This is a genomic window from Pseudomonas sp. 50_B (assembly GCF_017491625.1).
In the GTDB taxonomy this organism is placed as follows: Bacteria; Pseudomonadota; Gammaproteobacteria; order Pseudomonadales; family Pseudomonadaceae; genus Aquipseudomonas; species Aquipseudomonas danubii.
On sequence record NZ_JAFGYX010000114.1, the window covers coordinates 1 to 487 of the forward strand.

Below are 487 nucleotides of genomic sequence, written 5' to 3' on the forward strand. Positions count from 1 at the left end.
GTGAAGAACTGGGTGTCCGATGAACGCTGAAGGCTTGAACAAGAGCGCGCTCCTGCTGATGTCGATCGGCGAGGAAGAGGCCGCGCAGGTATTCAAATTCCTCGCGCCGCGCGAAGTGCAGAAGATCGGCGCGGCAATGGCCGCGCTGAAGAACGTCACGCGCGAGCAGGTCGAGGACGTGCTCAACGATTTCGTGCAGGAAGCGGAGAAGCACACCGCGCTGTCGCTCGATTCGAGCGAGTACATCCGCACGGTGCTGACGAAGGCGCTCGGCGAGGACAAGGCGGGCGTGCTGATCGACCGCATCCTGCAAGGCAGCGACACGAGCGGCATCGAAGGGCTCAAGTGGATGGACTCGGCGGCCGTGGCCGAGCTCATCAAGAACGAGCATCCGCAGATCATCGCGACGATTCTCGTGCACCTCGACCGCGATCAGGCGTCCGAGATCGCGTCGTGCTTCACCGAGCGGCTGCGCAACGACGTGCTG

General features: G+C 63.2%; 1 pseudogene. It reads left to right on the top strand.

The annotated features are described in order from the left end of the window. Window positions 1-19 precede the first annotated feature (19 nt). Window positions 20-487, top strand: a pseudogene (locus tag J5M73_RS31180) (flagellar motor switch protein FliG); the annotation flags it as partial.